The organism is Sphingobium sp. AS12, assembly GCF_019097845.1.
Taxonomy (GTDB): Bacteria; Pseudomonadota; Alphaproteobacteria; order Sphingomonadales; family Sphingomonadaceae; genus Sphingobium.
This window is the reverse complement of record NZ_JAHRGM010000024.1, coordinates 441,688-467,274: the sequence shown is the minus strand read 5'-3', so window position 1 is coordinate 467,274 and position 25,587 is coordinate 441,688. Positions and strand designations below refer to the sequence as shown.

The following is a 25,587-nucleotide window of genomic DNA, read 5'->3' as shown; positions in this document are numbered from 1 at the left end:
GGGCTTTCATTATGCGAATTTGCTGCTATGGACGCGCCTTCGCAAGGCGCGGCCGAGCGGTCAAACCCATCGGATTTGATTAGAAGGTAGGATAAAATGGCGAAAGCTAAGTTTGAGCGGACGAAGCCGCATTGCAACATCGGCACCATCGGTCACGTCGACCATGGCAAGACCTCGCTGACCGCAGCGATCACGAAGGTGCTGGCCGAAACCGGCGGCGCGACCTTCACGTCGTATGACAATATCGACAAGGCGCCTGAAGAGCGTGAGCGCGGCATCACCATTTCGACTGCCCACGTCGAATATGAAACCGAGCAGCGCCACTATGCGCACGTCGATTGCCCAGGTCACGCTGACTATGTGAAGAACATGATCACCGGTGCCGCCCAGATGGACGGCGCGATCCTGGTCGTGTCCGCCACCGACGGCCCGATGCCGCAGACCCGCGAGCACATCCTGCTCGCCCGTCAGGTCGGCGTGCCGCAGATGGTCGTGTTCATGAACAAGGTTGACCTGGTCGACGATCCAGAAATTCTGGAACTGGTCGAGCTGGAAATCCGCGAGCTGCTGTCGTCCTATGACTTTGACGGCGACAACATCCCCATCATTCCGGGTTCGGCTGTTTGCGCCCTTAACGGCACCAACAACGAAATCGGCCATGACGCCGTTCTGAAGCTGATGCAGTCGGTCGACAGCTGGATCCCGCAGCCCGACCGTCCGGTCGACAAGCCCTTCCTGATGCCGATCGAAGACGTGTTCTCGATCTCGGGTCGTGGTACGGTTGTGACCGGCCGCGTCGAAACCGGCATCGTCAAGGTTGGTGAAGAAGTCGAGATCGTCGGCCTCAAGGACACCCGCAAGACCGTCGTCACCGGCGTTGAAATGTTCCGCAAGCTGCTCGATCAGGGTGAAGCTGGCGACAATATCGGCGCGCTGGTTCGTGGCGTTGGCCGTGAAGACGTCGAGCGTGGCCAGGTTCTCTGCAAGCCCGGCTCGATCAAGCCGCACACCGAGTTCGAATCGGAAGTTTATGTTCTGTCGAAGGAAGAGGGTGGCCGTCACACGCCGTTCTTCGCCAACTACCGTCCGCAGTTCTACTTCCGCACCACCGACGTGACCGGCGAAGTCGTGCTGCCTGAAGGTACCGAGATGGTCATGCCCGGCGACAACGTGAAGCTCGGCGTCAAGCTCATCGCACCGATCGCGATGGAGCAGGGCCTGCGCTTCTCGATCCGCGAAGGCGGCCGCACCGTCGGTTCGGGGGTTGTTTCGGCAGTCACCAAGTAATATAGGCAGCGAGCCGCGCGGGTCACCTGATTCGCGCGGCTCGGATTTTAACCGCCTCGGACCGATCCTCGCCGGCTTTGCGCTAGAGGGTCTAAACGGGGCGGTTTGTTTTTTGGCTCTTTCGCATCGGTAGTAGGACATGGACAGCAACATCCGCATTCGCCTCAAGGCGTTCGATCATCGCGTGCTCGATCAGGCGACCGGCGACATCGCCGACACCGCCCGCCGCACCGGCGCCCTCATTCGCGGCCCCATTCCTTTGCCGACGCGCATCGAAAAGTTCACGGTCAACCGTGGCCCTCACGTCGACAAGAAGTCGCGCGAACAGTTCGAAGTCCGCACTTACAAGCGTATGCTTGACATTGTGCAGCCGACGCCGCAGACGGTCGACGCGCTGATGAAGCTGGACCTGGCTGCCGGCGTGAACGTCGAGATCAAGCTGGCCTAAAGCCAGCAAGTCCCTGCTGACCGAAAGGTGAGCAGGGTATCGGGCATTCCGCCCCCTCTTTCTTTTGGGGAAGGGTGGAAGCTCAAACGACACAAGGGATACCGCGCGGCTCATGCCGTGGCCCTGGTCCCCCGTCGCTGTTCCCGAATAGGGGGTGGCATCCAACCCAGACGGGGTGATCTACAAGCAAAGGGTTGGCCGCGAAGGAGAAATCCTGAGCGGTTTTTTCGTTGGATACGCCCGCTGGAGTCGTTTTTGAGACTTGGGCGGGCCTCTATTGGGAGTATGGATCATGCGCACTGGCGTGATCGCGAAGAAAGTCGGGATGACCCGCCTGTTCCAAGAGGACGGGCGTCACGTTCCGGTTACGGTTCTGGCCCTTGAAGGCAACCAGGTCGTGGCTCGGAAGGATGTGGACAGCGACGGCTATGTAGCCGTGCAGCTGGGTGCCGGCACCGCGAAAGTTAAGAATGTCGCCAAGCCGCAGCGCGGTCACTTCGCCAAGGCGGAAGTGGAGCCTAAGGCACGTCTGGTCGAATTCCGTGTCGCCGAGGATGCGCTCCTCGATGTCGGCGCAGAAATCGCCGCTGACCATTTCATCGCCGGCCAGCTGGTCGACGTGGCGGGTCACACCCAGGGTAAGGGCTTTGCCGGCGCTATGAAGCGTTGGGGCTTCGGCGGTATGCGCGCCACCCACGGCGTGTCGATCAGCCATCGTGCCCATGGTTCGACGGGTAACCGCCAGGATCCGGGGCGCGTCTTCAAGAACAAGAAGATGGCCGGTCACATGGGCGATCGTGAACGCACCCAGCAGAATCTGGAAATCGTGCGCACCGACGTCGAGCGTGGCCTGATTTTCGTCAAGGGCAGCGTTCCAGGCGCCAAGGGCACCTGGCTCACCGTCAAGGACGCGGTCAAGGTTGCTCGTCCGGCGGATGCACCCTATCCCGCTAGCCTGAAAAAGGCTGACAACAGCAATGACGCTGCGAACACCCCGGCTGAAGAAGCCGTGGCGACCGACGTCACCGAAGGCCAGGAGGGCTAAACCATGAAGGTCAAGGTACAGACCCTCGACGCAGCAGAAGCTGGCGATCTGGAGCTGAACGATGCCGTTTTCGGTATTGAGCCCCGCGCCGACATCCTTCATCGCGTCGTCACCTGGCAGCTCGAAAAGCGTCGCGGCACCGCTCGCGGCACCCGTGAGCGTAGCGATGTTGCCCGCACCGGCAAGAAGTTTGGCCGCCAGAAGGGCGGCGGCACCGCCCGTCACGGCGATCGCCGCGCGCCGGTGTTCATCGGCGGTGGTAAGGCCCACGGTGCCCGCGTCCGTGACTTCAACCCTTCGCTGAACAAGAAGGTTCGCGCGCTGGGCCTGAAGATGGCGCTGTCGTCGAAGGTCAAGGCCGGAACGCTGACGATCATCGACAGCCTGGATGTTGCCGAAGGCAAGACCAAGGCGCTGGTCGCCAGCCTTGCCAAGCTGAACCTCACCAAGGTGCTGTTCATCGACGGTGACGCTGTGAACATCAGCTTTGCCAAGGCATCGGCCAACATCATCGGCGTGGACTTGCTTCCTGCCGTCGGCGCCAATGTCTACGACATATTGAAAGCCGACTCGCTGGTGCTTACGCGCGCTGCGGTCGAAAAGCTGGAGGCCCGTTTCAATGGCTAAAAAGCAAGCCGGAACCGTCGACAACCGTCATTATGACGTCGTCGTCGCGCCGCACATCACCGAGAAGTCGACGCTCCTGAGCGAAAACAACGCCGTGGTTTTCAAGGTCGCCAACACCGCGACCAAGCCGGAAATCAAGGCCGCTGTCGAAGCACTGTTCGGCGTGACCGTCAAAGCGGTCAACACGCTGGTGCAGAAGGGCAAGACCAAGCGCTGGAAGGGCAAGCCCTACAAGCGTTCGGACGTCAAGAAGGCGATCGTGACGCTGGCCGAAGGCCAGTCCATCGACGTCACCACCGGTATCTGAGGCGCGGACCATGGCACTCAAGCACTATAACCCGACCAGCCCCGCCCAGCGCGGCCTGATCCTGGTCGACAAGTCGAGCCTGCACAAAGGGAAGCCCGTCAAGGCGCTGACCGAAGGCAAGCGCAAGACCGGTGGCCGCAACAACAAGGGTCATGTGACCTCGCGCGGTATCGGCGGCGGTCACAAGCAGCGCTATCGTATCATCGATTTCAAGCGCCGCTTGTGGGATGTCGAAGGTACGGTCGAGCGTCTGGAATATGACCCCAACCGCACCGCCTTCATCGCGCTGGTCAACTATCCCGACGGCACCCAGGCCTATATCCTGGCGCCGCAGCGTCTGGCGCCCGGTGATAAGGTCATCGCGGCGAAAAAGACCGACGTGAAGCCGGGCAACGCGATGGAACTGGGTCAGATGCCGGTTGGCACGATCATCCACAACATCGAAATGAAGCCAGGCAAGGGCGGTCAGCTCTGCCGTTCGGCAGGCACCTACGCCCAGCTCGTCGGTCGTGACCGCGGCATGGTCATGGTTCGCCTGTCGTCGGGTGAACAGCGCTACATTCGTTCCGACTGCATGGGTACCATCGGTGCCGTCAGCAACCCGGACAATGGCAATACCAACCTCGCCAAGGCAGGCCGCAACCGTTGGAAGGGCATTCGTCCTCTGACCCGCGGTGTTGCCAAGAACCCGGTCGATCACCCGCATGGTGGTGGTGAAGGCCGGACCTCTGGCGGCCGTCATCCGGTCACGCCCTGGGGCAAGCCGACCAAGGGTGCCCGCACCCGCCACAACAAGGCGACGGATAAGATGATTATCCGTAGCCGCCACGCGAAGAAGAAGAGGTAAGCGAGATGGCTCGTTCCGTCTGGAAAGGTCCGTTCGTGGACCTCAGCCTTCTGAAGAAGGCGGAAGCCGCGCAGGACGCGGGTGGCCGTGCGCCGATCAAGACCTGGTCGCGTCGTTCCACCATCCTGCCGCAGTTCGTTGGTCTGACGTTCAACGTCTATAACGGCCGCAAGCATGTTCCGGTCTCCGTGAATGAGGAAATGGTGGGTCACAAGCTGGGCGAATTCGCCCCGACCCGCTTCTTCCCCGGCCACGCCGCCGACAAGAAGGGCAAGCGCTAATGAGCAAGGAAAAAGCTCCGCGTCGCGTCGCCGACAATGAAGCGCTGGCCGTTGGCACGCAGATCCGTGGTTCGGCCCAGAAGCTGAACCTGGTCGCCACTCTCATCCGCGGCCGCAAGGTCGAGGACGCGCTGAACATCCTCGCCTTCTCCAAGAAGGCGATGGCGGTCGACGTGCGCAAGGTGCTGGCTTCGGCCATCGCCAACGCCGAAAACAATCACAATCTGGACGTCGACGCACTGGTCGTCGCGGAAGCATCGGTAGGCAAGGCGTTCACGCTCAAGCGCTTCCATGCCCGTGGCCGCGGCAAGTCGACCCGGATCCTCAAGCCTTACAGCCGCGTGCGTATCGTCGTGCGTGAAGCTGGCGAAGAAGCGGAGGCGTAAGCACATGGGTCACAAGAGCAATCCGATCGGTCTGCGTCTCCAGATCAACCGTACCTGGGACAGCCGCTGGTTCGCCGAAGGTGCCGACTATGGTCGTCTCCTGCTGGAAGATCTCAAGATCCGCCAGTTCATCTTCAAGAATATGCCGCAGGCCGCGATCTCAAAGGTCGTGATCGAGCGTCCCGCCAAGCTGTGCCGCGTGTCGATCTATGCCGCCCGTCCGGGTGTCATCATCGGCAAGAAGGGTGCGGACATTGAGAAGCTTCGCAAGAAGCTGGGTGCGCTGACCTCGTCCGACGTGTCGCTGAACATCGTCGAAATCCGCAAGCCGGAAGTCGACAGCCGTCTCGTCGCGCAGGGCATTGCCGACCAGCTGGAGCGTCGCGTGGCATTCCGCCGGGCGATGAAGCGTGCGGTTCAGTCGGCGCTGCGTCTGGGCGCCGAAGGCATCAAGATCACCTGTGGCGGTCGTCTGGGCGGCGCGGAAATCGCGCGCGTAGAATGGTATCGCGAAGGCCGCGTTCCGCTGCACACGCTGCGTGCGAACGTCGACTATGCCGAAGCCACCGCGCATACCGCCTATGGCGTGTGCGGGATCAAGGTGTGGATCTTCAAGGGCGAGATTCTCGGCCATGATCCGTTCGCGACCGACCGGCTCATGCTGGAGGCTCAGACCTCCGGCGTGCGTCCGGCGCGCTGATTTTGAATAGGGTATAGCGTCATGCTGCAACCGAAGAAAATGAAGTTCCGCAAGACCTTCAAGGGCCGGATCAAGGGCGATGCGAAGGGCGGCACTGCGCTGAACTTCGGCGCCTATGGCCTCAAGGCCATGGAGCCGGAACGGATCACCGCGCGCCAGATCGAAGCGGCCCGCCGTGCGATCACCCGCCATATCCGCCGCCAAGGCCGTCTGTGGATCCGCGTGTTCCCCGACGTTCCGGTGACGAAGAAGCCGGCCGAAGTCCGTCAGGGCAAGGGCAAGGGTTCGGTCGAATATTGGGCGGCCCGCGTCGCCCCCGGCCGCATTCTGTTCGAGCTGGACGGCGTTCCCGGCCCGCTCGCAGCCGAGGCTTTCTCGCGTGCCGCGATGAAGCTGCCGATCAAGACGAAGGTTGTCGCTCGCCTCGGCGACACCTCGCATCTGGAGGGCTAAGGTCATGGCGAAAGTTGCTGATCTCAAGACCAAGACGGACGACGAGCTGTCGACCGAACTGAACAACCTGAAGCGTGAGCAGTTCAACCTGCGTTTCCAGGCGGCCACCAACCAGCTGGAAAAGCCCAGCCGGGTCAAGGAAGTCCGCCGGTCGATCGCGCAGATCAAGACCCTGCAGACGGAGCGTAACAGCTCCGCTGCCAAGTAAAGGAACCACACGATGCCCAAGCGCGTGCTGACGGGAACTGTGGTTTCCGACAAGACCGACAAGACGGTGGTCGTTCGCGTGGAGCGCAAGGTAAAGCACGCGCTCTACGGCAAGATCATTCGTCGTTCGAAGAAATATCATGCCCATGACGAGGGCAATGTCTACAAGGAAGGCGAGACGGTCCGCATTGAGGAAACCGCCCCGATTTCCAAGCTCAAGACCTGGAAGGTCATCGAGCGCGTGGACACCCACAAGTCGCCGGAAACGGCGGCCTGAGGGATAGGTCACCGACTCTTTGAGTCTAATTGCGACGCGGGGCTGGCCTTTTCATTCAGAAGGGGTTACAGGCCCGCGCTTCGCGTATGACTCCAAGGGTCCAGACACGAAATTCGGAACCGCCGGAATTTTTCCGGTAGGCCAAATAAGAAGGAACCGGATCCATGATCCAGATGCAATCCAATCTTGACGTCGCGGACAACAGCGGCGCCAAGCGCGTCCAGTGCATCAAGGTGCTGGGCGGGTCGAAGCGGCGCTTCGCCGGCGTTGGCGACATCATCGTCGTCTCCGTCAAGGAAGCGGCTCCGCGCGGCAAGGTCAAGAAGGGCGACGTTCACCGCGCCGTCATCGTGCGTACCGCCAAGGACATTCGTCGGGCCGATGGTTCGGTGATCCGTTTCGACGGTAATGCCGCTGTGCTGATCAACAAGAACGAGGAGCCGATTGGCACCCGTATCTTTGGCCCCGTGGTTCGTGAACTGCGTGCCAAGAAGCACATGAAGATCATCAGCCTAGCCCCTGAGGTGCTGTAATGAGCGCTGCTAAGATCAAGAAGGGCGACAAGATTGTCGTCCTGGCTGGCAAGGACAAGGGCCGTACCGGCGCTGTCCTGCAGGTGATGCCCAAGGACGACAAGGTTCTTGTCGAAGGCATCAACGTGCATGTGAAGCATCGCAAGCCCGACCAGTCGAACCCGCAGGGCGGCATCGAGCGCAAGCCTGCGCCGCTCCACATCTCGAACGTGGCGGTCGCCGACAAGGACGGCAAGCCGACCCGCGTTCGTTTCGAGGAGCGCGACGGCAAGAAGGTTCGCGTCGCCGTCAAGTCCGGTGAGGTGCTGTAATGGCCGACATGTATATCCCGCGCTCCAAAGCGCTCTATGACGCCGAGATCATCAAGGCGATGACCGACAAGTTCGGTTACAAGAACGTCATGGAAATCCCCCGGATCGAAAAGATCACGCTCAACATGGGCGTGGGCGAAGCGACCCAGGACAAGAAGAAGGTCACCCAGGCCGCCGAGGAAATGGAACTGATCGCTGGTCAGAAGCCGGTCATCACCAAGGCGAAGAAGTCGATCGCGCAGTTCAAGCTGCGTGAGGGGATGCCGATCGGTGCCAAGGTCACGCTGCGCCGCGAGCGCATGTATGAATTTCTGGATCGCCTGATCAACATCGCGCTCCCCCGCGTGCGCGACTTCCGTGGTCTGAACCCCAAGAGCTTTGATGGCCGTGGCAACTATGCCTTCGGCATCAAGGAACAGATCATCTTCCCGGAGATCAGCTATGACCGCGTCGACAAGGTGCGCGGCATGGACATCATCGTGACCACCACCGCGAAGACGGACGACGAGGCGCGCGAGCTGCTGCGCCTGTTCGGTTTCCCCTTCCCGCAGGAAGAAGAGAAGCAGGCGGCTTAAAGTCCTTAGGGATTTTGGCCCGGCTTCTCTCCCAACGCATTAGCTAAGGAAGAGAACTTAAGTCATGGCGAAACTGAGTTCGATCAACAAGAATGAACGTCGCAAGAAGCTGGTGAAGAAATATGCCGGCCGTTATGCGAAGCTCAAGACGATCGCAAATGATACCAATGCTGACGACGGTGATCGTTTGATCGCCCGTCTGAAGATGGCGGAAATTCCCCGCAACGGTAACCCCACTCGCGTGCGTAATCGCTGCGAGCTGACCGGTCGCCCGCGCGCTTATTACCGCAAATTCCGGCTCTGCCGTATTCAGCTGCGTGATCTGGCCAACAAGGGCCTGATCCCCGGCGTCACCAAGTCGAGCTGGTAAGGATATCATCTCATGGCATTGACCGATCCCCTGGGTGATATGCTCACCCGCATCCGCAACGGGCAGCAGGCGAAGAAGGACAGCGTTATGTCCCCCGCGTCCAAGCTGCGCGCCCGCGTTCTCGACGTGCTTCAGCGCGAAGGCTATATCCGTGGTTATTCCGAGGAAGCGCTTGGCGCCCACCCCGGCCTGCGCATCGAGCTGAAATATTTTGAAGGCCAGCCGGCCATCAAGCATGTCGCTCGCGTGTCAAAGCCTGGCCGCCGCGTCTATTCCGGTTCCAAGGAACTGCCGGTAGTCCGCAACGGCTTGGGCATCACCATTGTCTCGACGCCCAAGGGTGTTCTGTCCGACGCGGAAGCGCGCGAACAGAATGTCGGCGGCGAAGTGCTGGCGGAGGTGTTCTAATGAGCCGCATCGGTAAAAAACCGGTCGCGATCCCCAATGGGGTGACCGCGACCATCGAGGGCGGGCAGCTCTCGGTGAAGGGCCCCAAGGGCACCCTCGCCATGCCGCTGCGCGACGAGATCAGCTACACGTTGGAAAATGACGGCATTTCGGTGCAGCCAGCCAACAAGACCAAAGCGGCGCGCGCCTTTTGGGGTATGCAGCGCACGCTGGTTCAGAACCTCATCACCGGTGTGACCGAAGGCTTCACCAAGAAGCTGCTGATCACCGGCGTCGGCTACCGCGCCAACTCGCAGGGCAAGAACCTGAAGTTGCAGCTGGGCTACAGCCACGACGTCGATTACGCGATCCCCGAAGGGATTGAGATCAAGACCCCGGATAACACCACGGTCGAGATCATCGGTATCGACAAGCAGAAGGTCGGACAGGTTGCGGCCGAGATCCGTCGCTGGCGTAAGCCCGAACCCTATAAGGGCAAGGGCATCAAGTACGACGGCGAATTCATCTTCCGCAAGGAAGGGAAGAAGAAGTAAGATGGCAAAGCTTTCCCTCTTCGAGCGGCGTCGTCGCCGCGTTCGCACCGCCCTCAAGGCCGTGTCGGGCAATCGCCCGCGTCTGAGCGTTCATCGTTCGGGTCGTCACATCTACGCCCAGGTCATTGATGACGCCGCCGGCACCACCGTCGCCGCCGCCTCGACCCTGGACAAGGATGTGCGTGGCAAGACCGGCGCGACCGCTGATGCGGCTGCCGATGTCGGCAAGCGCGTGGCGGAAGCCGCGACCAAGGCCGGCGTTACCCGCGTCGTGTTCGACCGCGGCGGTTTCCTTTTCCATGGCCGCGTCAAGGCGCTGGCCGATGCGGCCCGTGAAGCCGGGCTGGAGTTCTGAGCATGGCAGACGAAAACACCATTGAAGTCGCTGCGCCCGTCGACGGTGCAGACGCTGCACCGACCGAAGGTCGCGGTCCTGGCCGCGGTGCCCGTGGCAACCGTGGCGGCGGCGATCGCAACCGTGGCGGCGGCGATCGCGGCGGCCGTGGCCGTCGTGACGATCGTCGTGGCGGCAACCGCGACGAAGATCAGGGTGAAGAACTGATCGAGAAGCTGGTTCACATCAACCGCGTCAGCAAGACCGTCAAGGGCGGTAAGCGCTTCGGTTTCGCGGCTCTGGTCGTCGTTGGCGACGGCAAGGGTCGTGCGGGCTTTGGCCATGGCAAGGCGCGCGAAGTGCCTGAAGCGATCAGCAAGGCGACTGCCGCTGCCAAGAAGGCAATGGTTCGCGTCCCTCTGAAGGAAGGCCGTACGCTGCATCATGATGGCCTGGGCCATTTCGGTGCTGGCAAGGTGACGGTCCGTTCGGCACCTGCCGGTACGGGCATCATCGCCGGTGGTCCGATGCGCGCCGTGTTCGAAAGCCTGGGCGTTGCGGACGTCGTGACCAAGTCCAACGGCACGTCGAACCCCTATAACATGATCCGGGCGACCTTTGCGGCGCTGGGCGAGCAGACCAGCCCCAAGTCGGTGGCGCAGCGTCGCGGCAAGAAGGTCGCCGACCTGCTTCGTCGCGGTGGTGCCTCGGTCGAGTTGGCCGCTGCCGACGCCGAAGCGATTGCGGAGTAAGCGATATGGCCAAGATCAAGATCAAGCAGATCGGTTCACCGATCCGCCGTCCCGCCGACCAGAAGAAGATTCTGATCGGCCTGGGCCTGGGCAAGATGAACCGCGTGGTGGAACTGGAAGACACGGCGGAAGTCCGCGGTGCCATCCGTAAGCTGCCGCACATGGTGCAGGTGGTCGAGGGCTAAGGCCCTTTGATCCGACGAAATGAAGCGGGAGAGGGGAAAACCCCTCTTTCGTTTTTCTAGGGTTGGGCTATCGGCCCGGCCTCTTTAGTTCCCCGCTTGGGGATGGCGCGAACATAGCGAAAGCGAGTGCAAGACATGAAACTCAATGACATCCGTGACAATGATGGCGCCCGCAAGGGCCGTATGCGCGTTGGACGCGGCATCGGTTCGGGCAAGGGCAAGACCGCCGGTCGCGGCCAGAAGGGCGCCAAGGCGCGTTCGGGCGTCGCCATCAACGGGTTCGAGGGTGGCCAGATGCCGCTCCACATGCGGATCCCGAAGCGCGGCTTCAACAACATCTTCGCCAGCGATTTTGCGATCGTGAACCTGGGCGCGGTGCAGAAGGCGATCGACGCCGGCAAGCTGGACGCCAACGCGACCATCGACCATGCAGCGCTCAAGGCCGCCTCGCTTGCCCGTGGTGGCAAGGATGGCGTCCGTCTGCTCGCCAAGGGTGAACTGACTGCCAAGGTCAGCTTCCTGGTCTCCGGTGCGTCGAAGGGCGCGCTGGAAGCGGTCGAAAAGGCCGGTGGCAAGGTTGAAGTGATCGAAGTCGTTGCGGCCGCCGACAAGGCGAAGGCCAAGAAGGGCACGGCACTTGCCGCTGCCAAGGCTGCCCGGAAGGCCTAATCCGCCGTCCCAGACTTGCATGTATAGCCCCGCTGCCCGATATGGGTTGGCGGGGCTATGCGTATCTGGGGGGAGGCTTTTGTCGCTTGCGCGGCAACTCCCCGTTCGACACGGCTAACCCGTCCCGCTAAGGGATGAGCGATTCCGCTCCGGGGCCATGGCGCTCCGGCACGCATGATTTGAAGGGCAGCCACCATGGCATCGAGAGCCGACCAGCTCGCATCCAATCTCAGCCTCGCGAAATTCAGCCAGGCGACCGACCTCAAGAAGCGCCTGTGGTTTACGCTGGGCGCGCTGATCGTGTTCCGTTTCCTCAGCTTCGTGCCGCTGCCCGGTGTCGATCCGACGGCCCTGTCGCAGCTCTACAGCCAGACGCAGGGCGGCATCCTCGACATCTTCAACACCTTCTCCGGTGGCAGCCTGTCGCGCATGAGCCTGATTGCGCTCGGCGTCATGCCCTATATCACCGCCTCGATCGTGGTGCAGTTGGGCGCGTCGCTGTCGCCCAAGCTGGCAGCGATCAAGAAGGAAGGCGAGAGCGGGCGCAAGAAGCTCAACCAATATACCCGCTATGGCACGGTAGGTCTGACCGCGGTTCAGGGCTATTTCATTGCCGTCGGGCTTGAAGGCTTTGGCGCGCAATCGGGCGTGGCTGCTGTCATCGAACCGGGCATGTTGTTCCGCCTGACCGCCGTGGTCTCGCTGATCGGCGGCACCATGTTCCTGATGTGGCTGGGTGAACAGATCACCTCACGCGGCATCGGCAATGGCGTGTCGCTCATCATCATGGCGGGCATCGTCGCCCAGCTGCCGGTGACGCTCAGCAACCTTTTCAAGTCGGGCAGTGAAGGCACGATCTCCGGCCTGCTGATCTTCCTGATCATGGTGATGGCCGTCGGCCTGGTCCTTTTGATCTGCTTCATGGAGCGCGCCCAGCGCCGGGTGCTTATCCAATATCCCAAGCGCCAGACTCGCCAGGGCCTGATGCAGGCGGACCGCAGCCATTTGCCGCTCAAGGTCAACACCGCTGGCGTCATCCCGCCAATCTTCGCCAGTTCGCTGCTGCTGATGCCGCTCACCATCTCGCAATTCGCGGGTCAGACCGTGGCGGGTGAGAGCAGGCTGGGCGATTTCGTGCTGACGCTGAACCAGTATCTGTCGCACGGCAGCCCGGTCTATATGGCGTTGTACGGCCTTGGCATTGTGTTCTTCTGCTTCTTCTACACCGCCGTGGTGTTCAACCCGGAAGAAACGGCTGACAATCTCAAGCGCAATGGCGGCTTCATTCCCGGCATCCGTCCGGGCAAGAATACCGAAAATTACCTGGATTATGTGCTGACGCGCATCACGGTGATTGGCGCGGCTTATCTGGCCTTCATCTGCCTGGTGCCGGAGTTCGCCATCGCACGGGCGGGAATTCCATTCTACCTTGGTGGGACTAGCTTGTTGATCGTCGTCAATGTTACGGTCGATACGGTGACCCAGATTCAAAGCCATCTGCTCGCCCATCAATATGGGGATCTGATCAAGAAGGCGAAGCTGAAAGGCCGTATGCGCTGATCGGCGCATAATGGCCAAGGGCGCACAACAGGGGAGAATGCGCGCGATGAACATCATATTGCTTGGCCCTCCGGGTGCTGGCAAGGGGACGCAGGCCAGCCGTCTGGTCGAAAGCCGGGGCATGGTCCAGCTGTCCACCGGCGACATGCTGCGCGCCGCGGTGAAGGCGGGTACGCCCGTCGGTTTGCAGGCTAAGGCTTTGATGGAATCTGGCGCTCTGGTGCCTGACGAAGTCGTATCCGGCATCATTGGCGAGGCGCTCGATGCGCTCGCTCCCGACACCGGGGTCATCTTCGACGGCTATCCGCGGACCGAGGCGCAGGCCCATTCGCTTGACGCCATATTGGAGCAGCGCAGCCGTTCGCTCGACCATGTCGTCGAACTGGAAGTGAATGAAGACGCGCTGGTTGAACGCATCACTGGCCGCTTCACCTGCGCCAGCTGCGGCGAAGGCTATCACGACACGTTCAAGACGCCCAAGGTCGAAGGCGTCTGCGACAAGTGTGGCGGCGGCGAATTCAAGCGTCGTCCCGACGACAATGAGGAAACGGTGCGCACCCGCATGGCCGAATATCGCGCCAAGACCGCACCGATCCTGCCGATCTACGAAGCCCGCGGCATCGTGTCGCGCGTTGACGGCATGGCGGACATGGACGATGTCAGCGTCGCGATCGCCGCCATCTTGGACGGCGGCGTCGCCTGAGCTAGACTGCCCCCGCACGCAATAGGGGGAGAGCATGATGCGCATAATCGGACTATTGGCATGGGCTGGTGCGGCGATGGCCGCGCCAGCCCATTCTGCTGTAACGGCGACCAGCGATATCGGCTTTGCGACGCAAAGCAGCGTCGAGATCGCGGCGGAGGCTGGCGCGGTCTATGCCTTGTTGGCGGCGCCCGGTCGCTGGTGGAATGATAGTCACACCTATAGCGGCGATTCGGCCAATATGACTCTCGACCCGCGTGCTGGCGGCTGTTTTTGCGAAACACTCCCCGATCCATCCGGTAAAGCCGGCAGTATCGAACATGGCCGCGTCATCTACGCGGTCCGCGGCAAACAGTTGCGCCTCTCAGCCGCGCTGGGGCCGCTCCAGAGCGAAGGCGTCGTTGGCACGCTCGACTTTACGATCCAGCCAAAGGGCAAGGGGGTTCAAGTCATCATGACCTATATGGTTGGGGGCTATTTGCGCAGTGGTCCAGCCGCGATGGCGCCGATCGTCGATCAGGTGCTGAACGAACAGTTGCAGGGCCTGAAACGGGCTGCCGAGGCGCATTGATGGCCTGACTGATGCGATCTGGCAAACTATCGGCAACAAAAGAGGGTTAAGGCACGATAGTTAACCACGATGTTAACTGATTTATTGCTGTCGTGTTGCTATAGCGCAGCATGGCCGGATCGCTTCCCTCCCGCACTCGCCTGACCGAGCTGGACGCCTTGCGCGGCATCGGGGCGCTGTGCGTGCTGATCTTCCATTATTCCACCCGCTTCCACGAGCTGTTTCCGCAGGCCAGCCATGTCCCTTTCAGCTTCCCCGGCGGCAATTATCGCGTGCTGCTGTTCTTCACCATTTCGGGCTTTGCCATTTTCTTCACGCTCGACCGCATCGGATCGGTCGCGGACTTCATCGTCAACCGCTTTGCACGCCTCTATCCCGCTTATATCGTCGCGATGCTGCTGACGCTGGGTATCGAATATCTGGCCCATGCAACCCAGTTGCTGGTTGGCCCTGTCGCCATCCTTGCCAACTTTACCATGTTGCAGGGCTTTGCCTTCATGCCCGAAGTCGACGGCGCCTATTGGACGCTGACGGTGGAGATCGGCTTCTATGTCTGCATGATCGCGCTGTGGCGCTTTGCGGGCCTCAAGCGGCTTGAACCGGTGCTGGCGGCATGGCTGGCGGTGCGCTGGCTCTATTTCGCTTGGCCCGACATGCCTGAACGCATCATCATGCTGCTGGTGCTGCGCTATCTGCCCTTCTTTGTCATCGGGATGCTGTCCTATCGCGTCTGGGCCGGGCGGCGCAGTTGGCGACAGCAGGCACCCTATATGCTGCTGGCGCTGGCATCGGTGGCGACGATCGAGACGTGGGACGTGACCATCGTCGCCTGCGTCCTGATCGCGGCCTTCGCGGCGCTGATTGCGGGACGGTTGCATTTCCTCAGCCTGCGCCCGCTCGTCTGGATGGGCGGGATCAGCTATTCCTTCTACCTCGTCCACCAGCATGTCGGCTTCATTGTCATGCTGGAGGTTGCCAAGGCGGGCTATAGCCCCTGGATCGGCTTCTTCGCCGCCTTCGCCGTGGCGCTGCTGCTGGGGACAGCGATCAACCGCGCGGTCGAACGACCTGCGGGGGAAGCAATATTGCGCTGGTGGAAACGCCGACGCGAACGGGCAGCGGTCGCCATCGTCCCGGCATGAAAAAGGGCGCAGCCAGATAGTCCGGCCGCGCCCCTACAGATCTTATTTGGCGACGGGCGCTGCCGCTGCCGCATTTTCAGGCAGGCCGCCCATCTGCGTCACCATCTTGGTATAGGCGTCCAGATAAGCGAGCACGATCACCTGACCGATGTCGGTATTCTGGTAACCGCCGCCGCCAACTGCAGCCAGACCGCCCATCCAGCCCAGGCCGCCACCGCCGCCAAAGCTCAGGTCTGACTTGCGGAAATAGCCTTCCGCCATCACTTCCTCTTCGGTCGTGCGGGCGTTGACCACCGACAGCATGACATTAGCTTCGCTTTTCTTCACCGAGATGCCGCCGAGCAGCGCGCCGCCGATCCGGCCGCCCAGCATCCCGCCCAGCATCCCGCCAAAGGCATTGCCGCCGCTATTCTTGTTGGTGGTCACAATGTCAGGCTGGATGAAATAGTCCGCAGCCTTGACCTGACCCTTGCCCAGATTGCTGCCCGACTGCAATTCGCCCGAATCCGCCATGGCGCGTTCGAGATTGCGGCTGGCCATTGATCGGCCGCGATTGACGATGCCGAAACAGCCCGATTGCTGGACGAACAGCTTGATGATCGCTTCGGGGCTGCCCAGATTGAGTTCGCGCCACCACTGATTGTCCGGCTCGACGATCGCGACGGTGCCCAGGCGCTTGGTGCAGCGGGGGATTTCCATCTGCTTTTTAGTCTGGGCCTGACGACCGGACGATCCCTTGTCGGCGGCCATGGCTTGCGGCGCGGCCAGCGCCAGACAGAGCGCCGCTGCTGTCACCCTCTTAAATACACGCATTTTCAAGAACCCCGTTTGTTGCTTGATCTGAATTTGTGCGCGCCCGATATTTTGCCTGAGCATATCATAGCAGTGTTACGCTTCCAAGCGGAGCGGGGCCGAGTGACGGCCATTGTCATCTTATCGGACGGGGCTTTCGCGATCCTGCTGACAGGGCCGATGACACCTGCTATCGGCGCGCAATGACTGAGCTTAGCCACATCCGTAACTTTTCGATCATCGCCCATATCGACCATGGCAAGTCCACGCTGGCGGACCGGCTGATCCAGCGGACCGGCGGCCTGTCCGACCGCGAGATGAGCGCCCAAGTCCTTGATAATATGGACATTGAGAAGGAACGCGGGATCACCATCAAGGCGCAGACGGTGCGCCTGGACTATGTCGCGAAAGACGGCCAGACTTATGAGCTGAACCTGATGGACACGCCGGGGCATGTCGACTTCGCCTATGAAGTCAGCCGCTCCCTGGCCGCGTGCGAAGGCGCGCTGCTGGTCGTGGACGCGGCGCAGGGGGTGGAAGCGCAGACGCTGGCCAATGTTTACCAGTCGATCGAGCATGATCATGAGATCGTGCCGGTGCTCAACAAGATCGATCTGCCCGCTGCGGAACCGGAAAAGGTGCGCAAGGAAATCGAGGATGTCATCGGCCTCGACGCATCCGAAGCGGTGCTGGCCAGCGCCAAATCGGGCATCGGCATCGACGAGATACTCGAAGCCATCGTCAAGAAAATCCCGCCGCCCAAGGGCGACCGCAACGCCCCGCTGGAGGCGATGCTGGTGGACAGCTGGTATGACCCCTATCTGGGCGTCGTCATTCTGGTCCGCGTCGTCAATGGCGTGATCAAGAAGGGGCAGGCGATCAAGTTCATGATCGGCGGCACCGAACATCTGATCGACCGTGTCGGCTGTATGCGGCCCAAGATCGAACAGCTGCCCGAACTGGCGGCGGGCGAGATCGGCTTCATCACCGCGCAGATCAAGGAAATCGCGCAGACCCGCGTGGGCGACACCATCACCACGGTGAAGAATGGCGCGACGGCGCCGCTGCCGGGCTTCAAGGAAGTGCAGCCAGTGGTGTTTTGCGGCCTGTTCCCGGTCGACGCCAATGATTTCGACAAGTTGCGCGATTCCATCAGCAAGCTGCGCCTGAACGATGCCAGCTTCAGTTTCGAGATGGAGAGCAGCGCGGCGCTGGGCTTCGGCTTCCGCTGCGGGTTCCTCGGCCTCCTCCATCTGGAGATTATTCAGGAGCGGCTGACGCGCGAATATGACCTGGACCTCATCACCACCGCGCCGTCGGTGGTGTACAAGATCCAGCTGACCTATGGCGCGGGCGAGATCGAGCTGCACAATCCCGCCGACATGCCCGACCCGACCAAGATCGACGAGATTGAGGAGCCGTGGATCGAGGCGATCATCTATTGCCCCGACGAATATCTCGGCTCCATCCTGAAACTCTGCCAGGACCGGCGCGGCATCCAGAAGAACCTGACCTATGTCGGCGGTCGCGCGCAGGTGACCTATGAACTGCCGCTCAACGAAGTGGTGTTCGATTTCTACGACCGGTTGAAGAGCATCAGCCGGGGCTATGCCAGCTTCGACTATCACCAGATCGGTTATCGCGAGGGTGACCTGGTCAAGATGAGCATCATGGTCAATTCAGAGCCGGTCGATGCGCTGAGCATGATCGTCCATCGCGGCACCGCGGAATCGCGCGGGCGCGGCATGTGCGAGCGCCTCAAAGACCTGATCCCCCGCCATCTGTTCAAAATCCCGATCCAGGCGGCAATCGGCGGCAAGGTGATCGCCCGCGAAACCATCGCGGCGATGCGCAAGGACGTGACCGCCAAATGCTATGGCGGCGATATCAGCCGCAAGAAGAAGCTGCTCGACAAGCAGAAGGAAGGCAAGAAGCGGATGCGGGAATATGGATCAGTCCAGATTCCGCAGGAGGCGTTTATTGCGGCGTTGCGGATGGGCGACGAGAACTGATCGATCCGCAGGGCGCTTGCACGAGCCGGGATTTCGCCTATTCTGGCCGGGTGAACGAGCATACGCCTTTAACGTCCGAGTTTGAGACGCCGGAACAGGCCATCGCCTGGGAAGCGTGGCTGAACGCGAAGGTTGCAGCGTCGCTGGCCGACACGCGCGCCCCCGTGGCGCATGACGAGGCGATGGCGCGGGCGCGGGGGATCATCCGGTCAAAGGCGCGCGACCGCGCGTGATGCGTCTGTTATGGCGCGCCAGCGCGCTCGACGACCTGGAGGCCGCGATCAGCTATATTGCGGAACGCAACCCGGCGGCAGCGATCCGGCTACAGGACGCGATCGAAGCCTGTGCCGAACGCCTCGCCGAGCATCCTTTTCCATATCGGACCGGGCGGGTGGCTGGCACGCGCGAAGCGGTGGTGCATCCCAATTATATCCTGATGTACCGGGTGACGAGTGACGCGGTGGAAATCGTCAACCTTGTCCATGCGCGGCGGGAATATCCGTGATCGATCCCCACGCCGCCCTGACCGGCCAACTGGACCGGATCGAGCGGGCGGCGGCGTTTCTGGCCAATGGCATGTCGCTGGGCCAGTGCCCCGATGCGGCCATGCAGCGGCGTGGCGCGATGCCCGCCCGGCTGATCGGCAATGGCCTGCGCGAACTGGACCTGTTCCTGACCGACATGATTGTCGAGGCGCAGCGGATCGACCGGCTGGGGGCGGAAGCTGGCGCTGACCCCGGCGTGCATCCGGGGCGGCGGATATTCAGCGCGGCGGAAGCCTGGCGGCGGGCTGGCAAGCAATTGGGGCTGGCGGGCATTGAGCGCGGGCGGCTGCGCATGATGCGCGCGGCGCAGAACCGGCATTGCTATGGCGGCCTGCGCGACGGTGACGGCGGCGCAGCGATGCAGGCCGCCTGCGCCGACTATGCGCGGCTGGCGGGAGATGTGCTGGCTGCGGTGCGGGGGAAGATGGGGTAGGGGCGAGGGTGCGCCACTTTTCGCCGTCCGGCACCTCGCTTCCGACTCCAGGAAGCAGTCATTCGTTCAGGTTTCCGCTGCCCATCTGGTGACAAAAAGCTGCCGGTCGGTCGTCGACCACTTGCCGCCGTCAGAAGCCGCCGCTAGCCTCTTCATAAGCGGACGGAGATGGCTGGGTGCATTTGATTGATTTGCTGAAAAACACGCAGCAATGGAGTGACGACGACGGCACGATTTATGCTGCCAAGCCTTGGGGGTGTTTTGCAGACGCTATCGTTATCAACCCCGCGCCAGACGCGACCGATGACATCGAACGATCAGGGATAGTTTACAGCTATTTTCTCGAAACGTTTATCGCGCGTGATCTCTTGGAAGATTTCGCAGGGTTAGCAGAGGGCGACGAAGCTGTGGAGCGCGTTAGATGCGAACGCCTTATCAGGTATGCCATCGATGACGCATAACGATCGCGACAATGAGACATGGCTGCTCGATGCAACCGACGAACTCATGAGCGCAAAGGCGGAGATCGGCTTCGCGGCTATGACCTCGATCCAGCGCGTCATCTATTGCTTGTGGATTGCCGATTACGGAATGCGAAATGCAGGCGATTTAAGCACGGCGATTGATCTGTTTGCATCGTTTATGAGTGACGGTCACGTCGCTGCTGAGGAAGCTGGCCTGCCTCTTTCGGCACACATGTTTTCGCTTCCTATCGCGGATTTGGAAGCGAGATACCTTGGCCTGTTCGACAGCATCGCTAACGAGATCAGGGCCGTGTAGGTTTAGCAGAAGGCGATCATATGTCTGCTCTGGCCGATTATTGGCCAAAAGCCGCCCTTCCGCTTACCACCCATCCCGGCGATTTGGCTGGGTCAAAGGCGTAGCGAGCCGCGTCGGTGCTGCCGGTCCGGTCTATATCCGAATGAAATCGAACGCGAGAACGGCGCTGGAGGGTGGTTAGGCGACCGACCGCTTTCGGCGATTATCAGGGGTTAGCGGACTTCAGTTCCGCGAGGCGCAATTGTGTCGCGCGGATCATAGGCTTACCTGTCGCTCCGTTGGGAATAACATCTCCCGATAGGAAAACTCTTTGGCTCACAAAACCGAGATTATCCGCAGGCGCTGAATGCACAATGCGGTCGTAGGCTCGATCTACCGCGTCGTTAGCCGCCGCAAAGCCCACGCCGGGGCAGCTATGACCCGACACAGATGCTCCACACTCGATACATTCACTGCCAGAATAGGCGGAAAGAATGGCCGTGCCTTCAACCTTGTCACCGACAGAAACGGACCAGCATTGCTCGGCAGCTATATCGACCGGCTTAGGGGCACAGGATGCCAGCACAACAGCGCTTATCAAAATGGAGGGCGATGACCGCATTCGGGCATCGTCACAGAACGCCTTATTGTCTGCAAGTGGTCGACGGATGACCGGCAGCTATTTTCGCCCACGATCGTGTCGCCTGCCCTAAAGAGGACCGGCGGCTATCCCCTCTTACCCGCCGGTAAGGCGACATTCCGAAATCGGCCCAAAACGGAACGGGAAAAGAGCAACCAGTTGCCCACCAAAGCATTGGCGGGCAGCTGACTCAGTCTAAACGATGCAAAGCCCCGTTACTTGGGGAAGTGGATGCCGCATAGCTTGTTTCCATCTGGATCGCGGAAGTACGCGAGTACGATCGTACCCATAGACGCTGTTTCGCGAGGACCGGGCGCTACCTCGATCGACGTGCCACCATTGGCGACTGCAACATCATGAAACTCCTCCACCTGCTCTGGCGAATCGCAAGAAAAAGCGATGGTGCTGCCGTTCGCGACAGTCGCCGGTTCGTCATTGATCGGCTGGGTGACAATGAAATTGGCTCCATTCCCACTGTTGTAGATCAGGCGCGTGTGGCCACTGTCGGCGACGTTGATCGTCGCTTCCCCAATTCCGAGGGTGCCAAGCACCGTGTCATAGAAGCGCTTCGCCCGGTCGATGTCGTTCGACCCCACCATCGTGTGAAAAAGCATACATCTTCTCCTACTTGGGCCACGCCATGATTGAACACTGCCCGTGCTGGCCTTAGCAGGATCGAACGCGCGGTCACGCCTGGATCGTTGGGCTGGCGTTGGCATGCTTGAATCAATGGAGAAAGAAGTCGCACCTTGGTCGATGGGCGACAGCTAGCTATTTCTGCCAACGATCGTGTCGCCTGCCCAAGAGAGGACCGGCGGCAATCCCCTTTTACTGATCGGTAGCAGACATTCCGAAATCGGCCAATTCCCGCCCCACATCCAATCTCAAAACGTCCGCGCCTGTGGCCCATCGCGACGGTCGTGCGCGTCCGTGTCCGGGCTTGGCAGAGCGATGCCTTGCGTCGCGGCGCGCCAGCGGTCGAAGGCTTCGCGCTCGTCACCCTCTATGGTGATGCGGCCGCGCGGGTTGCGGCGGTTGGCTTCTTCCTTGGCTTCCTCTTCGGCGCGCATCTTTACGACCTCCTTCAGTGCCGCCTTGACCCTCAGATCAACCGGACCGCCGGTGCGCATTTCCTCGCGCTTCCATTCCAGCTTGAGCGCTTCGATATCGACCGGGCGGGATGCGCCGCGGATCGCGCCTTCGGGGTAGCGGTCATGGGCGCGGTTGCGCAGCAGGAACATGAGCAGCCGGTCGTTAAAGACGCGGCGGGTGCCGACCAGCTTGCCATAGCTATAGACCGGCACTTCGATGCCGTTGATCGCGCGTTCGAGCGCGATATCCTCCAGCCGCTGCACCCCCTGATCCAGCGCGGCGAGCCAGGCGGCGGCGAAGCTGGCGGCCCCCTTTTGCCGTCGCAGCTGATAGGCGCCATCGGTCGACATGCCGACGCGCTGGGCGGCGTGCTTGACCGATCCGGTTTCCGCCAGCGCGGCGATGAAGGCGCGCTGACGCTCCGGCGTCCAGCCATCATGGCGATAGCGGCGGGGGATGGGGGTGAAGTCCAGATGGACAGGCTGCGCCATGGTGCGCGGAAGGGATCGGCTGGTCATGGCGGGTCATATAACCTATATGGTTATATGTAGGACAGTATTTTCTGGCGTATCCGCACCGGCCCTCACCCCCACCCGACCTCCCATTCAGGATACACTCTGTGGGCGGTCGGGTGGGGGTGAGGGCCGGTGCGGCAACCGAAATGCGCTCTTCCGCGCATTTCGAGACAGATGCTCAGCCTTCCTCGCCCGCGCACCAGTCGATCGGCTTGGGCGACCAGGGCCGGGCATGGCCCTTGAGGATCATCAATTGGCCGATCGACACGCCGTCGCGCACCAGCAGTCTGGCCGACGGGTCGGGATCTATCGGATCAGGCTGGGCGTCGAACGTGCCGCCGTTGATCATCGCGGCCAGCGCGGTGCGGCCCTGCTGCGCCAGTTCCGCTTCGGCCGGGCATCGGGCATCGGCCAGGCTGGGGACGGCGATGTCGGCCAGATGATAGCGTTGGCTCTTATAGGCATAGCTGTCCGCCGAGAGGATGCACGCCTCGCCGGTCAGGTCGTCGCAACTTTCGAACGGTTCGGAAATGGTGATCGAGCCAGCGACTTTGGCATCATCGGGGGTGTGCCATATATCCTTGAGCAGCAATATGGCACCGACCGCGATCAGCAGCGTGAGCAGGATGATGCCCGCCGGCAGGATGTGGTTGCGGCCGTCCTGCGTATCATGCAGCCAGGCACCCGAAGCATTGGGTGCGCGATCGCCCAGGTCGTAGAGATTATGTGCCATGATCGGTTTTCCACTATTCTGTTCATAGGTACCCATGTTTCGCAAATATTTCGTTAACCACATTGGCGCAGGTCGGGGGATCGGCGGCTTGACGATGGCGCGGGGGCATGGTCAAACCGGCGCGTTCCCGACGCAGGAGGCGGCATGAGCGAGGGCTGGTTATATGATGAGCATCCCGCGATGTTCCGGGCGCATCCCGTGCTGTTCACGCTGTTGCTGGTGTCGGTGGTCGGCATCCTGGCGATCGCGGTGTGGTGGGTGATGCACAAGGGCGAGCGGCTGGCGCTGAGCGAGCGTGAGGTGCTGATGGAGCGGGGGCTGCTGGCCAAGCAGCGGACGGAGGTCGCGCTGTCGAGCATTCGCAGCGTGCGGATCACGCAAAGCCTGGGCCAGCGCATCTTCGACGTCGGTCATGTCGAGCTGTTCAGCGCGGGCGATGTCGCCGAAATCGCGATCAAGAATATGCCGCGACCCGGCCGCATCCGCGCCATTGCCGCCGCGCGCAACCTGGATCTGTTGCCGCAGAGATAGGTTGCTGCACGCTACCCCTTGACTTTGACGCATATATTTCAACGATAGCAGATTGAGGGACCGGCAGAGTTCCCAGCCGCAGAGGACGCCAGAAACAGCAACGCCGGGCCGCATGATGTGGCGCGGCGCGGACAAGGGGTCGTCTGCATGGGCTTGCGAGTGATGCCGTCATTGACGGAACTGACGGCCGAGCAGCGCGCGGACATAAGGCAGGCCTGCGGCTTTGCCTGTGTGCGGTGCGGGGTGACCATCTATCGCTATCTGGGCCTGCCCGACAGCAATGGCGCGACTTTGCTGTGCCCGACCTGCCACGGGCTGGTGGAGGAAGGGCGGCTGACCGCGACGCAGGTGCAGAGTTTCCACGCCAATCCCGTCGTGCGCCAGCGCCATTTCGCGCGCGACCGGCTGCCCTTTTCCGCCGAGCTGCCGCAGCTGATCGTCGGCGGATCGCGGTTGCTGCGCGACACGCCGATCCCGATCACGCTGGACGGCGAGCCGATCCTGATCTTTGCCCCCCCTCGCCGCACCAATGGCGCGACGCGGATCAGCGTGCGGCTGGGCGCGCCCGATGGCGAGCCGGTGCAGGTGATCGACGGCAATGAATGGCTGCCCACCAATGGCAGCTGGCACTTCCTGCTGCGCGGCGACCGCTATTCGATGATGGCATCGCGGGGCGATGGCCTGGCCGTGCTGCGCATCGTCGCGCGCAACCGGATCGCGGTGGAACATCTGCGCACGACGATCCGGGGACGACGGCTGGAAGTGACGCCCGACTGGCTGGAGATTGACGGCAAACGCTATGTCGACCGCATCAGCAGCGGGACGCTGATCGGGCTGGAGATGTAGGGGTTTTGACAGCGGGGGCGGATAGGGGCAAGGGCTGGTGATGCAGCTTTCCCATTTCGATCCCGCCCTGTTCCTGCGCGACTATTGGCAGAAGAAGCCGCTGCTCATCCGCAACCCTTGGGGGGAGTGGCGCAATCCGCTGGAGCCGGATGAGCTGGCGGGGCTGGCGTGTGAGGAGGGCGTGGAATCGCGGCTCATCACGCTGGGCGATGATCGGCTGGCGATGGAGAGCGGGCCGTTGCCCGAAACCCGCTTTGGCCAGCTGGGCGGGCGGCCCTGGACATTGCTGGTGCAGGCGGTGGACCATCATGTGCCGCAGGTCGCGGCGTTGATCGACCCGTTTCGCTTCGTCCCCAACTGGCGGATCGACGATGTCATGGTCAGCTACGCCACCGATGGCGGCGGGGTGGGCGCGCATTTCGACCAATATGACGTGTTTCTGGTGCAGGGGCTGGGCCGCCGCCGCTGGCAGGTGGGCGGCCTGTGCGATTCCAGAACGCCGCTTTTGCCGCATGACGATCTGCGGCTGATCGCCGATTTCGTACCGGAACAGGAATGGATATTGGAGCCGGGCGACATTCTTTATGTGCCGCCGCGCGTCGCGCATCATGGCGTGGCGGTGGGGGATGATTGCATGACCTATTCGGTCGGCTTCCGCGCGCCGTCGCGCGCCGAGCTGGTCGAACATTGGTCCGAGACGCTGGTGGACGCGATGCCGGACGAGGATCGCTATGCCGACCCCGATCTGGCGCGGCAGGCCAATCCGGGCGAAATCGCGCCTGCCGCGATCGACCGGCTGCACGGGCTGGTGACGGCCGCGCTGGCCGATCGCGACGCCTTTGCCCGCTGGTTCGGCCAGTATAGCAGCAGCCCCAAATATCCCGATACCGACTGGCGACCCGAAGAGCCGATGGAAGCGGGCGATGTCGCGGCGATGCTGGCGCAGGGCGCGGCGCTGTGCCGCAATCCCGCGAGCCGCTTTTCCTTCGTGCGGCAGGGGGCGGGTCTGCTGCTGTTCGTCGATGGCGAATGTTTCGATTGTGCGGGCGACGTGGCGGCGCTGGCCGAAACGCTCTGCGCGCAGGATCATGTGAGCGTTGATCCGTCCGATGCCGGGCTGACGTTGCTCACTGCGCTGGTCAACCAGGGCAGCCTGGCATTTGAGGAAGAATTTTAGG

Annotated in this window: 39 protein-coding genes; 35 read left to right on the top strand and 4 right to left on the bottom strand. The window is 61.8% G+C overall.

From position 1 onward, the window contains the following. Positions 1 to 96: 96 nt before the first annotated feature. The 26 genes from tuf (at position 97) to KRZ98_RS11225 (ending at position 15,511) form a co-directional block, all read left to right on the top strand. Positions 97 to 1,287: an elongation factor Tu gene (gene tuf, locus KRZ98_RS11350; protein WP_217673616.1), complete on the top strand. Its 1,191-nt coding sequence runs from the start codon at positions 97 to 99 to the stop codon at positions 1,285 to 1,287. A gap of 139 nt (positions 1,288 to 1,426) precedes the next feature. After that, positions 1,427 to 1,735, top strand: coding sequence for a 30S ribosomal protein S10 (rpsJ, locus tag KRZ98_RS11345; protein WP_006960299.1), 309 nt, complete (start codon positions 1,427 to 1,429; stop codon positions 1,733 to 1,735). A gap of 292 nt (positions 1,736 to 2,027) precedes the next feature. Then, a complete protein-coding gene (gene rplC / locus KRZ98_RS11340) occupies positions 2,028 to 2,780 on the top strand; it encodes a 50S ribosomal protein L3 (RefSeq protein ID WP_217673615.1) in 753 nt (250 codons plus the stop codon). A gap of 3 nt (positions 2,781 to 2,783) precedes the next feature. Further along, positions 2,784 to 3,407: a 50S ribosomal protein L4 gene (gene rplD / locus KRZ98_RS11335; protein ID WP_119745096.1), complete on the top strand. Its 624-nt coding sequence runs from the start codon at positions 2,784 to 2,786 to the stop codon at positions 3,405 to 3,407. Continuing rightward, positions 3,400 to 3,714 carry a 50S ribosomal protein L23 gene (locus KRZ98_RS11330; RefSeq protein ID WP_006960305.1) on the top strand — a complete coding sequence of 105 codons (315 nt, stop codon included), beginning with the start codon at positions 3,400 to 3,402 and terminating at the stop codon, positions 3,712 to 3,714. The genes rplD and KRZ98_RS11330 overlap by 8 nt, the downstream gene beginning before the upstream one ends. 10 nt (positions 3,715 to 3,724) lie before the next feature. Beyond that, positions 3,725 to 4,561: a 50S ribosomal protein L2 gene (gene rplB / locus KRZ98_RS11325; protein ID WP_119745094.1), complete on the top strand. Its 837-nt coding sequence runs from the start codon at positions 3,725 to 3,727 to the stop codon at positions 4,559 to 4,561. Between the two features lie 5 nt (positions 4,562 to 4,566). Beyond that, positions 4,567 to 4,842 (top strand): 30S ribosomal protein S19, encoded by a 276-nt coding sequence (gene rpsS / locus KRZ98_RS11320; protein ID WP_017184033.1) that lies wholly within the window; start codon positions 4,567 to 4,569, stop codon positions 4,840 to 4,842. Further along, a complete protein-coding gene (gene rplV, locus KRZ98_RS11315; protein ID WP_006960310.1) occupies positions 4,842 to 5,228 on the top strand; it encodes a 50S ribosomal protein L22 in 387 nt (128 codons plus the stop codon). Before rpsS ends, rplV begins: the two co-directional genes overlap by 1 nt. 4 nt (positions 5,229 to 5,232) lie before the next feature. Then, positions 5,233 to 5,928, top strand: coding sequence for a 30S ribosomal protein S3 (gene rpsC / locus KRZ98_RS11310; protein ID WP_006960312.1), 696 nt, complete (start codon positions 5,233 to 5,235; stop codon positions 5,926 to 5,928). 21 nt (positions 5,929 to 5,949) lie between these two features. Continuing rightward, complete coding sequence (gene rplP, locus KRZ98_RS11305) at positions 5,950 to 6,381, top strand: 50S ribosomal protein L16 (protein ID WP_006960313.1); 432 nt, start codon at positions 5,950 to 5,952, stop codon at positions 6,379 to 6,381. A 4-nt stretch (positions 6,382 to 6,385) separates the two neighbouring features. Continuing rightward, a complete protein-coding gene (gene rpmC / locus KRZ98_RS11300) occupies positions 6,386 to 6,589 on the top strand; it encodes a 50S ribosomal protein L29 (protein WP_006960315.1) in 204 nt (67 codons plus the stop codon). A 12-nt stretch (positions 6,590 to 6,601) separates the two neighbouring features. Further along, positions 6,602 to 6,865, top strand: a complete 264-nt coding sequence (gene rpsQ / locus KRZ98_RS11295) for a 30S ribosomal protein S17 (protein WP_006960320.1) — start codon at positions 6,602 to 6,604, stop codon at positions 6,863 to 6,865. Positions 6,866 to 7,029: 164 nt separating this feature from the next. Beyond that, positions 7,030 to 7,398, top strand: coding sequence for a 50S ribosomal protein L14 (gene rplN / locus KRZ98_RS11290; protein ID WP_006960322.1), 369 nt, complete (start codon positions 7,030 to 7,032; stop codon positions 7,396 to 7,398). Continuing rightward, entirely contained in the window at positions 7,398 to 7,709 is a 312-nt protein-coding gene (gene rplX, locus KRZ98_RS11285; RefSeq protein WP_119745092.1) for a 50S ribosomal protein L24, read from the top strand. The genes rplN and rplX overlap by 1 nt, the downstream gene beginning before the upstream one ends. Continuing rightward, on the top strand, positions 7,709 to 8,284 hold the full coding sequence (rplE, locus tag KRZ98_RS11280) for a 50S ribosomal protein L5 (protein WP_119745091.1): 576 nt from the start codon (positions 7,709 to 7,711) through the stop codon (positions 8,282 to 8,284). Before rplX ends, rplE begins: the two co-directional genes overlap by 1 nt. Positions 8,285 to 8,348: 64 nt before the next feature. Then, on the top strand, positions 8,349 to 8,654 hold the full coding sequence (gene rpsN, locus KRZ98_RS11275; RefSeq protein WP_119745090.1) for a 30S ribosomal protein S14: 306 nt from the start codon (positions 8,349 to 8,351) through the stop codon (positions 8,652 to 8,654). Between the two features lie 12 nt (positions 8,655 to 8,666). Beyond that, a complete protein-coding gene (gene rpsH / locus KRZ98_RS11270) occupies positions 8,667 to 9,062 on the top strand; it encodes a 30S ribosomal protein S8 (RefSeq protein WP_006960330.1) in 396 nt (131 codons plus the stop codon). Continuing rightward, positions 9,062 to 9,595: a 50S ribosomal protein L6 gene (rplF, locus tag KRZ98_RS11265; protein WP_119745089.1), complete on the top strand. Its 534-nt coding sequence runs from the start codon at positions 9,062 to 9,064 to the stop codon at positions 9,593 to 9,595. Before rpsH ends, rplF begins: the two co-directional genes overlap by 1 nt. A gap of 1 nt (position 9,596) precedes the next feature. Next, complete coding sequence (gene rplR / locus KRZ98_RS11260) at positions 9,597 to 9,950, top strand: 50S ribosomal protein L18 (protein WP_119745088.1); 354 nt, start codon at positions 9,597 to 9,599, stop codon at positions 9,948 to 9,950. A gap of 2 nt (positions 9,951 to 9,952) precedes the next feature. Next, on the top strand, positions 9,953 to 10,681 hold the full coding sequence (rpsE, locus tag KRZ98_RS11255) for a 30S ribosomal protein S5 (protein ID WP_217673614.1): 729 nt from the start codon (positions 9,953 to 9,955) through the stop codon (positions 10,679 to 10,681). A 5-nt stretch (positions 10,682 to 10,686) separates the two neighbouring features. Then, positions 10,687 to 10,866, top strand: a complete 180-nt coding sequence (gene rpmD, locus KRZ98_RS11250) for a 50S ribosomal protein L30 (protein ID WP_119745086.1) — start codon at positions 10,687 to 10,689, stop codon at positions 10,864 to 10,866. Positions 10,867 to 11,001: 135 nt separating this feature from the next. After that, entirely contained in the window at positions 11,002 to 11,535 is a 534-nt protein-coding gene (gene rplO / locus KRZ98_RS11245) for a 50S ribosomal protein L15 (protein ID WP_119745085.1), read from the top strand. Between the two features lie 195 nt (positions 11,536 to 11,730). Then, on the top strand, positions 11,731 to 13,095 hold the full coding sequence (gene secY / locus KRZ98_RS11240; RefSeq protein WP_017184043.1) for a preprotein translocase subunit SecY: 1,365 nt from the start codon (positions 11,731 to 11,733) through the stop codon (positions 13,093 to 13,095). A gap of 46 nt (positions 13,096 to 13,141) precedes the next feature. After that, positions 13,142 to 13,798 carry an adenylate kinase gene (locus KRZ98_RS11235; RefSeq protein WP_217673613.1) on the top strand — a complete coding sequence of 219 codons (657 nt, stop codon included), beginning with the start codon at positions 13,142 to 13,144 and terminating at the stop codon, positions 13,796 to 13,798. A gap of 37 nt (positions 13,799 to 13,835) precedes the next feature. After that, positions 13,836 to 14,369, top strand: a complete 534-nt coding sequence (locus tag KRZ98_RS11230; protein ID WP_217673707.1) for an ATPase — start codon at positions 13,836 to 13,838, stop codon at positions 14,367 to 14,369. 110 nt (positions 14,370 to 14,479) lie between these two features. After that, positions 14,480 to 15,511 carry an acyltransferase gene (locus KRZ98_RS11225; RefSeq protein ID WP_217673612.1) on the top strand — a complete coding sequence of 344 codons (1,032 nt, stop codon included), beginning with the start codon at positions 14,480 to 14,482 and terminating at the stop codon, positions 15,509 to 15,511. 42 nt (positions 15,512 to 15,553) lie between these two features. Here the strand turns inward: KRZ98_RS11225 and KRZ98_RS11220 are convergent, their stop codons facing one another. Further along, complete coding sequence (locus KRZ98_RS11220) at positions 15,554 to 16,324, bottom strand: CsgG/HfaB family protein (RefSeq protein ID WP_217673611.1); 771 nt, start codon at positions 16,322 to 16,324, stop codon at positions 15,554 to 15,556. Positions 16,325 to 16,506: 182 nt separating this feature from the next. Between KRZ98_RS11220 and lepA the strand changes: the two genes are divergently transcribed. From lepA to KRZ98_RS11190, 6 genes are all read left to right on the top strand, one after another. Continuing rightward, positions 16,507 to 18,315, top strand: coding sequence for a translation elongation factor 4 (gene lepA / locus KRZ98_RS11215; protein WP_217673610.1), 1,809 nt, complete (start codon positions 16,507 to 16,509; stop codon positions 18,313 to 18,315). A gap of 50 nt (positions 18,316 to 18,365) precedes the next feature. Next, positions 18,366 to 18,548 carry a stability determinant gene (locus KRZ98_RS11210; protein ID WP_217673609.1) on the top strand — a complete coding sequence of 61 codons (183 nt, stop codon included), beginning with the start codon at positions 18,366 to 18,368 and terminating at the stop codon, positions 18,546 to 18,548. Continuing rightward, positions 18,548 to 18,820: a type II toxin-antitoxin system RelE/ParE family toxin gene (locus tag KRZ98_RS11205; protein ID WP_217673706.1), complete on the top strand. Its 273-nt coding sequence runs from the start codon at positions 18,548 to 18,550 to the stop codon at positions 18,818 to 18,820. The genes KRZ98_RS11210 and KRZ98_RS11205 overlap by 1 nt, the downstream gene beginning before the upstream one ends. Next, entirely contained in the window at positions 18,817 to 19,293 is a 477-nt protein-coding gene (locus tag KRZ98_RS11200; protein ID WP_368389807.1) for a hypothetical protein, read from the top strand. Before KRZ98_RS11205 ends, KRZ98_RS11200 begins: the two co-directional genes overlap by 4 nt. A 176-nt stretch (positions 19,294 to 19,469) precedes the next feature. Next, positions 19,470 to 19,754, top strand: coding sequence for a hypothetical protein (locus KRZ98_RS11195; protein WP_217673608.1), 285 nt, complete (start codon positions 19,470 to 19,472; stop codon positions 19,752 to 19,754). Then, the gene (locus KRZ98_RS11190) at positions 19,744 to 20,073 is read left to right on the top strand and encodes a hypothetical protein (protein ID WP_217673607.1); all 330 of its coding nucleotides are present in this window, start codon (positions 19,744 to 19,746) and stop codon (positions 20,071 to 20,073) included. The genes KRZ98_RS11195 and KRZ98_RS11190 overlap by 11 nt, the downstream gene beginning before the upstream one ends. An 834-nt stretch (positions 20,074 to 20,907) precedes the next feature. On the opposite strand, the gene KRZ98_RS11185 is transcribed toward KRZ98_RS11190, so the two are convergent. The 3 genes from KRZ98_RS11185 to KRZ98_RS11175 form a co-directional block, all read right to left on the bottom strand. Beyond that, positions 20,908 to 21,306: a VOC family protein gene (locus KRZ98_RS11185; RefSeq protein WP_217673606.1), complete on the bottom strand. Its 399-nt coding sequence runs from the start codon at positions 21,304 to 21,306 to the stop codon at positions 20,908 to 20,910. Positions 21,307 to 21,576: 270 nt separating this feature from the next. After that, entirely contained in the window at positions 21,577 to 22,302 is a 726-nt protein-coding gene (locus tag KRZ98_RS11180; protein ID WP_217673605.1) for a hypothetical protein, read from the bottom strand. 175 nt (positions 22,303 to 22,477) lie between these two features. Beyond that, positions 22,478 to 23,032, bottom strand: coding sequence for a nuclease (locus tag KRZ98_RS11175; protein ID WP_217673604.1), 555 nt, complete (start codon positions 23,030 to 23,032; stop codon positions 22,478 to 22,480). A 144-nt stretch (positions 23,033 to 23,176) separates the two neighbouring features. On the opposite strand from KRZ98_RS11175, the gene KRZ98_RS11170 reads away from it, so the two are divergent. The 3 genes from KRZ98_RS11170 (at position 23,177) to KRZ98_RS11160 (ending at position 25,586) form a co-directional block, all read left to right on the top strand. Next, complete coding sequence (locus KRZ98_RS11170) at positions 23,177 to 23,563, top strand: PH domain-containing protein (RefSeq protein ID WP_217673603.1); 387 nt, start codon at positions 23,177 to 23,179, stop codon at positions 23,561 to 23,563. A gap of 162 nt (positions 23,564 to 23,725) precedes the next feature. Beyond that, a complete protein-coding gene (locus tag KRZ98_RS11165) occupies positions 23,726 to 24,409 on the top strand; it encodes a hypothetical protein (RefSeq protein ID WP_217673602.1) in 684 nt (227 codons plus the stop codon). 40 nt (positions 24,410 to 24,449) lie between these two features. After that, entirely contained in the window at positions 24,450 to 25,586 is a 1,137-nt protein-coding gene (locus tag KRZ98_RS11160) for a cupin domain-containing protein (RefSeq protein ID WP_217673601.1), read from the top strand. Position 25,587: the final 1 nt, after the last annotated feature.